This window comes from Streptomyces sp. rh34, assembly GCF_002551245.1.
GTDB lineage: Bacteria > Actinomycetota > Actinomycetes > Streptomycetales > Streptomycetaceae > Streptomyces.
The window spans coordinates 1-7641 of record NZ_NTGZ01000322.1; the positions used below are offsets into that span (position 1 = coordinate 1).

The 7641-nt window shown below is 74.8% G+C and carries 8 protein-coding genes; 5 read left to right on the top strand and 3 right to left on the bottom strand.

The window, feature by feature from the left end; all coding sequences use genetic code 11:
* Window positions 1-824 (bottom strand): SAM-dependent methyltransferase (locus tag CR470_RS33920; RefSeq protein ID WP_107489527.1); only part of this gene is annotated, 824 nt, incomplete at its 3' end.
* A 96-nt stretch (window positions 825-920) separates the two neighbouring features.
* Between CR470_RS33920 and CR470_RS33925 the strand changes: the two genes are divergently transcribed.
* Window positions 921-2123: a sensor histidine kinase gene (locus CR470_RS33925; RefSeq protein ID WP_097871281.1), complete on the top strand. Its 1203-nt coding sequence runs from the start codon at window positions 921-923 to the stop codon at window positions 2121-2123.
* 83 nt (window positions 2124-2206) lie between these two features.
* The gene (locus CR470_RS33930) at window positions 2207-2887 is read left to right on the top strand and encodes a response regulator transcription factor (protein ID WP_097871282.1); all 681 of its coding nucleotides are present in this window, start codon (window positions 2207-2209) and stop codon (window positions 2885-2887) included.
* Window positions 2888-2959: 72 nt separating this feature from the next.
* On the opposite strand, the gene CR470_RS33935 is transcribed toward CR470_RS33930, so the two are convergent.
* A complete protein-coding gene (locus CR470_RS33935; protein ID WP_097871283.1) occupies window positions 2960-4072 on the bottom strand; it encodes a DUF5937 family protein in 1113 nt (370 codons plus the stop codon).
* A gap of 104 nt (window positions 4073-4176) precedes the next feature.
* Here CR470_RS33935 and CR470_RS33940 point away from each other — a divergent pair, with 104 nt between their 5' ends.
* Window positions 4177-4386, top strand: coding sequence for a hypothetical protein (locus CR470_RS33940; RefSeq protein WP_179892462.1), 210 nt, complete (start codon window positions 4177-4179; stop codon window positions 4384-4386).
* Window positions 4387-4452: 66 nt separating this feature from the next.
* On the opposite strand, the gene CR470_RS33945 is transcribed toward CR470_RS33940, so the two are convergent.
* Window positions 4453-5607, bottom strand: a complete 1155-nt coding sequence (locus tag CR470_RS33945; RefSeq protein ID WP_097871284.1) for a threonine aldolase family protein — start codon at window positions 5605-5607, stop codon at window positions 4453-4455.
* 258 nt (window positions 5608-5865) lie between these two features.
* Between CR470_RS33945 and CR470_RS33950 the strand changes: the two genes are divergently transcribed.
* Both CR470_RS33950 and panC read left to right on the top strand, forming a co-directional pair.
* Window positions 5866-6816, top strand: coding sequence for a Rossmann-like and DUF2520 domain-containing protein (locus CR470_RS33950; protein WP_097871285.1), 951 nt, complete (start codon window positions 5866-5868; stop codon window positions 6814-6816).
* Window positions 6813-7641, top strand: an 829-nt coding sequence (gene panC / locus CR470_RS33955; protein ID WP_097871286.1) for a pantoate--beta-alanine ligase, incomplete at its 3' end; no start/stop codon positions are given. The genes CR470_RS33950 and panC, both read left to right, overlap by 4 nt.

Sequence of the window (7641 nt, forward strand, 5' to 3'; positions counted from 1 at the left end):
AGCCGGTGCAGCGCCGTCCGCTGGTCGGTCAGCTCGGCGCCCGCGTGCCCGGCCGCCGCCGCGCAGGCGTCCAGCGCCACATGCGCGGTCAGGTCGCAGGAGCCGTCCGGCACCGGACGCACCTCGCGCCCGCCCCGGAATCCGGTCAGCGTCCCGAAGGGCGGCCGGGCGCCCCGTACATGGGCGTAGTCCACCGCCACCGCGAGACCGGCGGCGAGGGAGCCCACCGCCCGCGCCCAGGCCGCGTCCCGGGGGCGGCCGATCTCCGCCCGCTCGCCCGGCGCGGTCAGCGGCCACCAGCGCTCCAGCCACGCCGCGTCCGCCCCGCTCACCGCGGAGCCGAGGCGCTCCGCACCGTCCGAGGTCCGCACCTGGACGTACCGGGGGACGCCGTCCGCGTCCGCCTCCGCCACCTCGGCCGGAACGTTGTCCAGCCACTCGTTGGCGAACAGCAGCCCGGTGACCCCCGGGGGCGGCTCCGCGCACCACTCGATCCGGGGGTCCAGACCCGGGGGCCGGTCCGCGACCTCGACGGCGTACGCGGTCACGTCCAGCCCTTGCGGCAGTGCGGCCAGCACCCCGGTCAGCAGCTCGCCCCGCCCCGCCCCGACGTCGACCAGCGTGACCGTGCCGGTGCCCAGCTCCCGCGCGGTTCCGGCCAGCAGCCGGGCCACCGCCGCCGCGAAGAGGGGCGAGGCGTGGACCGATGTACGGAAGTGGCCCGCCGGTCCCTCCGGACTCCGCAGCGGGCTGCGATAAAAGCCCTCATCTCCATACAGAGCGGCCTGAGCCGCCTCCCGCCACCCGCGCCACTCGTCCGTCACGTAGGCAAGTCTCCACCTTGGGGAGTACGGTCCCAGGACCCGGATCGGCCCTTCGGTTGACCCGGGCACCGATCCGCTGTCCCTACGCTGGGTTACGTGCAGCGCCTCTACGATTTCATCCGCAGACACCCGACGGGCGTCGACGTCTTCTGGGCCGTCTTCCTCCTCGGGCTCTCCGGCATGTCGATGGTGTCGGGCATGTACGACGCGGGGCGCGAGGAGGTCGTCGCCGTTCCGGTGGCGCTGGGGTTCTCCACGGTGGTGGCGCTGCGCCGCAAGGTCCCGGAGAAGATGCTGCTGCTCGCCATCCTGGTGGGTGTCGTGCAGCTGGTGTTCGACGTCCGGCCCGGCATCGGGAACTTCGCGATGCTGGTGATCACGTACACCGTGGCCACGGTCGGGGAGCGCTGGGCGTCCCGGCTCGCCCTGGTCTGCAGTCTGGGCGCGGCGGCCCTGTCCCAGCTGCGGTGGGAGGCCGAGCCGGGCGGATCCTGGCCCCAGGTGGTCTTCGTGACGATCATCATGACCGTGCCGTTCGTGCTGGCCTGGGTGCTCGGGGACTCGCTGCGGACCCGGCGCGCCTACTTCGACCAGCTGGAGGAGCGCGCCGCCCGCCTGGAGCGGGAACGCGAGGCGCAGTCCAAGGTCGCGGTCGCCGCCGAGCGGGCCCGGATCGCCCGCGAGCTGCACGACGTCGTCGCGCACAACGTGTCCGTGATGGTCGTCCAGGCCGACGGTGCCGCCTATGTCATGGACGCCGCCCCCGACCAGGCCCGCCAGGCCCTGGAGACCATCTCCAGCACCGGCCGTCAGGCGCTCGCGGAGATGCGGCGGCTGCTCGGGGTGCTGCGGACCGGTGACGCCCCGGAGAGCGGGGAGTACGTCCCCCAGCCCGATGTGGAGCAGATCGAGGACCTGGTCGCGCAGGTGCGGCAGACCGGCCTGGTGGTCGACTTCAAGGTCGAGGGCACGCCCCGCCCGCTGCCCAGCGGCGTGGAGCTGACCGCGTACCGCGTCGTGCAGGAGGCCCTGACGAACACCCGCAAGCACGGCGGACCCGACGCCGGGGCCAGTGTCCGGCTGGTCTACTTCGACGACGGGCTCGGGCTGCTGATCGAGGACGACGGCCGGGGCGCCGCGCACGAGCTGTACGAGGACGGCGGCGCGGACGGCGCCGGGCACGGGATGATCGGGATGCGGGAGCGGATCGGCATGGTCGGCGGCACCCTGGACGCGGGGCCCCGGCCCGGCGGCGGATTCCGGATCAGCGCCCTGCTGCCGCTCAAGCCCCCGGGCTGACCCCGCGACCCGCCTTCCACGACCACCGCGCCACCACGAACATCACGAACATCACGACCGACCCCAGGACAGGACACGATCCCATGACCACGGCCATCCGCGTGATGCTCGTCGACGACCAGGTGCTGCTGCGGACCGGTTTCCGGATGGTGCTCGCGGCCCAGCCCGACATGGAGGTCGTGGCCGAGGCCGGGGACGGGGCGGAGGCGATCGAGATCCTGCGGTCCACCGCCGTCGACGTGGTGCTGATGGACGTCCGCATGCCCCGGCTGGACGGTGTCGAGGCGACCCGCCGCATCTGCGCGCGGCAGGACCCGCCGAAGGTGCTCATCCTGACCACCTTCGACCTCGACGAGTACGCATTCTCCGGCCTGAAGGCGGGGGCCAGCGGCTTCATGCTCAAGGACGTGCCGCCCGCCGAGCTGCTCGGCGCGATCCGTTCGGTGCACAGCGGCGACGCGGTCGTCGCCCCGTCCACCACCCGCCGGCTGCTCGACCGCTTCTCGCCGATGCTGCCCAGCGGCGAGAAGGAGCCGAAGAACAAGCACATCAGCAGGCTCACCGAGCGCGAACGGGAAGTCATGCTCCTGGTCGCCCAGGGCCTGTCGAACGGGGAGATCGCGGCCCGGCTCGTGCTCTCCGAGGCCACGGTCAAGACGCACGTCGGCCGCATCCTCACCAAGCTGAGCCTCCGCGACCGGGTCCAGGTCGTCGTCCTCGCCTACGAGACCGGCCTGGTCCGGGCCGGCGGCGGCGCGGGCTGAGAGCCCGTCGGGTGATCTTCGAGCGGGCGTGTCCGCCCGGTCGGAGGTCACCCGGCGGGCTCTGGGGCCGGCTCAGCGCAGGACGCCCTCCAGGAAGTCGCTGCCGAGCCGGGCGACGACCGTCAGGTCCAGCTGGTGCAGGACGTAGCGGCCGCGGCGGCGCGTCGTGACCAGCCCGGCCTTCTTGAGCATGGAGAGGTGGCGGGAGACCTCGGGGGAGGTGATGCCGTTGGAGTCGGCCAGCTCGCCGGTGGTGTACGGGGAGCGGGCCAGGTTGCGGCAGAGCCGCATCCGCATCGGGTGGGCCAGCGCCTCCAGGCGCAGCTGGAGCAGCTCCACCGAGGCGGGGGCCGGCAGGTCGGGCAGGTGGACCGGGTAGTGGATCACCGGCCGCCAGCCCGGGGCGTGCAGCACCATCAGATGCGGCCAGCCGAAGCTGGTCGGGATCAGTGTCAGGCCCCGGCCGACGCCCGGGTCGACGGCGGTGGTCCGGCCCTCGGACAGCTTGTCGACGTTGATCCGGCCCGCGCCCTCGTCCAGCGTCACGGCGGACGACACCGCTCCGACCGCGTCGGCCAGTCCCTTGCGCCGCAGCAGCTCCGTCTTGTGCCGGGCGTCGGCGACCAGCTGGACGGAGACCCGGCGCCAGGTGTCGGCGAAGAACGCCTGGTCGCAGTCCTCGAAGAGCCGCCGGACCCAGCCGCGTACGGAGGCGGGGTCGGCGAGCAGCCGCCGGGTGAAGTCCATCTGCTGCGGGCCGCGCGCCGCCGCCAGGTCCAGGGCGCGGCCCCGCATCCCCGCGTCGCTCAGCGGGGACGGCGCCCCGGCCCCGTAGTGGCTGGCGCAGGTGAACTCCAGGGCGGCGGCGACGAACCGCTCGTCGTCCAGCTCGTCCAGCAGGTCCAGGTCCTCGGCGAGTGTCGCCCCGGTCCTGCCGTCGCCGCCCCGGATCCCGGAGAACGGCATGAACACATCGGAGAAGGTGTTCCGCCAGAGGAACTCCGCCTCCAGCAGCCGGTCCGCGAGGTCGGGCTCCAGGGCCGTCGCGGTCGCGGTGGCCCAGCCGTGCAGCCCCGGATGGTGTCCGGGCTCGGAGAGCGCGTGCAGGGCGAGGCCCAGCTCGGCCAGGGGAGAGGTCGCGAAAACGACGCGGTCGGCGGGCAGGCCCGCGATGTCTATGTGCACGCTCACCCCTCCATAGTGGGGGCACGCGCGTGGGCCGTCGTGCCATTTGACGGGGGCCGTCAATCAACGCGCGGCGCCGCCGTGACCTGCGCAGGCTGGGCCGTATGAACGCCACCCAGCAGTACCTGTTCGACCTCCACCGCGCGGCCCGCCTGTCGCAGCCCGCGCCCCCGCCCCCGGGCCGCCACGACCGCTCGGTCCTGCGCGACCTGTACCGGCACTGGCTGACCCACCCGCCGACGCGCCGGTCCGGCGATCCGGGAGGGCCCGGCACACCCGGCGAGCCCGGCACACCCGGCCCGTCCGGCGTTTGAGGACGGAACCCCGAGGCGGGGCCCGGCCACGGGGCAAGACCTTGAGGCCGGGCAGCCCCCCGGGCCCTACTCCAGGTACCCCACGAACCCCGCCACCGCGTCGCGCACGTCCTCGGCCGACCACTCAAGACCCGCCCCCGCCACCGTCACCTCGGTGCACGAGACCCCGGGCGGCAGCCCCGCCCCGCCCGCCCCCGCGAACCAGCGCCGGAACAGCGTCACGCCCGTCTCCTCGGCCTGCCGCACCGACGCCTCGTCCAGCACGTCGGCCCGGTACGGCAGCCAGACCTGGAACTGATGCGTGTGCGGGGGCTCCGGACGCACCCGGAACCACGGCACCCCCGACGCCGCGAACCCCTCCGCCAGCGCTCCGGCCACCACCTTGGCGTGCGCCACGAACGCAGGCAGCCTGGGCAGCTCCCGCTCCAGGCCCAGCAGCGCGGACAGCGCCGCCGGGTACTGCTGGAAGAGCTGACCCCCGTACCGGTGGCGCCACACGCGCGCCTCCTCCACCAGGGTCTCCGGACCCGCCAGCACCGCGCCCGACAGCCCGTCCAGGGACTTGTAGAACGACACGTACACGCTGTCGGCGAGGGCGGCGATCTCCGACAGCTCGCGCCCGAAGTGCGGGCCGCACTCCCACAGCCGCGCCCCGTCGAAGTGGACCACCGCGTCCCGCTCCCGGGCCGCCTCCACCACCGCGGTCAGCTCCTCCCAGGACGGCAGCACGAACCCGGCGTCCCGCAGCGGCAGCTCCAGCATCAGCGTCCCGAACGGCTCGGGGAACTCCCGGACCTCCTCGGCGTCCGGCAGCCTCGGCTCCGACGTCGGATGCACCGTGCGCAGCCCGCTCACCGCGCCCAGCGCCCCGCCCTCGTGCAGCTCCGGGTGGGACAGGGGGTGCAGTGCCACCGTCGCGTCGCCCGTACGCCCGGCCCAGCACCGCAGCGCGATCTGCTGGGCCATCGTCCCGGTCGGGAAGAACGCCGCCGCCTCCATGCCCAGCAGCCCGGCCACCCGCCGCTCCAGATCGGCGACGACCCCGCCCCCGTACACATCGGTCCAGTCCTCCGGATCGTGTACGGAGGCGGCGCCGGCGGCCAGCGCCGCCAGCCGCTCGCCCAGCGTGCCGTCCGCGCCCACCCGGGCCAGCGTCCGCCGCGACGCCCGCCACGCGGTCAGCCTGCGCCGCCGCCGCTCCTGCTCATCCATGGTCACCATGGGACGATCATCACCCGGGCCGCCAACCGCGCGCCCGCCGATTTCCGCCCGCCGGAGCCCGGCCCGGAGCCGTGTCCGGAGTTCGGCCCGGAGTTCCGCCCGGCCCGGTCCCGGGTGAGGCCCTGTTCGGTCCGGAAACGGGCCCCGAAAGTTATCCACAGGCTGTGGGCGGCCGGGGAGCTTCGCCGAAACGCTGGCGTAGCATGCAGAGAAATCGTCCGGTACCCCCCGCGGACTGGAACGGAAGGCCATCGCCGCGTGAACGCACCAGTATCGAAAGAACCCCTCGACGCGAGGGACCGCCCCGCCCGACTCACGGTCGGCGTCGTCGGCGCGGGCCGGGTCGGACCCGCCCTCGCCGCGGCCCTCCAGCTCGCCGGGCACCGCCCGGTCGCCGTGTCCGGTGTCTCCGACGCCTCCCGGCGCCGCGCCGCCGAGCTGCTCCCCGACGTGCCCCTGGTGGAGCCCGCCGAGGTGCTGGCCCGCGCCGAGCTGGTGCTGCTGACCGTCCCCGACGACGTGCTGCCCACGCTGGTCGAGGGCCTCGCCGAGACCGGTGCCGTACGCCCCGGTCAGCTGCTCGTCCACACCTCCGGGCGGTACGGGGCGAGGGTGCTGGACCCCGCGCTGCGGGCCGGGGCCCTGCCGCTCGCGCTGCACCCCGCGATGACGTTCACCGGCACCGCCGTCGACGTCCAGCGGCTCGCGGGCTGCTCCTTCGGCGTCACCGCCCCCGAGGAGCTGCGGCTCGCCGCCGAGGCCCTGGTCATCGAGATGGGCGGCGAGCCCGAGTGGATCGCCGAGGAGTCCCGCCCGCTCTACCACGCGGCCCTCGCGCTCGGCGCGAACCACCTCGTCACCCTGGTCGCCCAGTCGATGGAGCTGCTGGCCAAGGCCGGGGTCGCCGCCCCGGACCGGATGCTCGGCCCGCTGCTCGGCGCGGCCCTGGACAACGCCCTGCGCTCCGGCGACGCCGCGCTGACCGGCCCGGTCGCCCGGGGGGACGCGGGCACGGTCGCCGCCCACATCGGCGAACTGCGCGAGCACGCCCCGCAGGCGGTGGCCGGATACATCGCGATGGCCCGCGCCACGGCCGACCGGGCCCTCGCCCACGGCCTGCTCAAGGCCGAGCTGGCCGAGGACCTCCTCGTCGTCCTGGCCGACCAGGAGCGCCGCCCCGGCGGCCCCGGACCGGGGGAGACCCGATGAAGCGCCCGGACCGGCCCGCCCTCCTGCGCACCGCCGCCGAGCTCGACGCGCTGCCCCGCCCCGCCGGGGCCGAGCGGGCCGTCGTCATGACGATGGGCGCGCTCCACGAGGGCCACGCCGCCCTGATCCGCGCCGCACGCGAAGCCGCGGGTGCGGACGGCCAGGTCGTGGTCACGGTCTTCGTGAACCCGCTCCAGTTCGGCGAGGCCGCCGACCTGGACCGCTATCCGCGCACCCTGGACGCCGACCTGGAGATCGCCGGGGCGGCGGGGGCCGACGCGGTCTTCGCCCCCGGCCCGGACGAGGTCTACCCCGGCGGCGAACCCCAGGTCCGGATCACCGCGGGACCCATGGGCGAGCGGCTCGAAGGCGCGGCCCGCCCCGGGCACTTCGACGGGATGCTCACCGTCGTCGCCAAGCTCCTGCACCTCACCCGCCCCGACGAGGCGTTCTACGGGCAGAAGGACGCCCAGCAGCTCGCCCTGATCCGCCGCATGGTCCGCGACCTGAACTTCGGCGTCCGCGTCACCGGCGTGCCCACCGTCCGGGACGCGGACGGCCTGGCGCTCTCCAGCCGCAACCGCTTCCTGACCGCCGAGGAGCGGCACACCGCGCTCGCCCTGCCCCGCGCCCTGTTCGCGGCCCGCGACCGGCTCGCCGCCCAGCAGGCCCTGCACGAGCGGGCCCGTGCCACCGCACCCGGCGGTGACCGGGCCGCCGGACTCAACAGGCTCGGCGAGGCCCGAGCCGCCGCCGACGCCCAGGCCGTGGCCCTGGCCCGGCCCAACCTGTCTCTTATACACATCTCTGAGCGGGCTGGCAAGG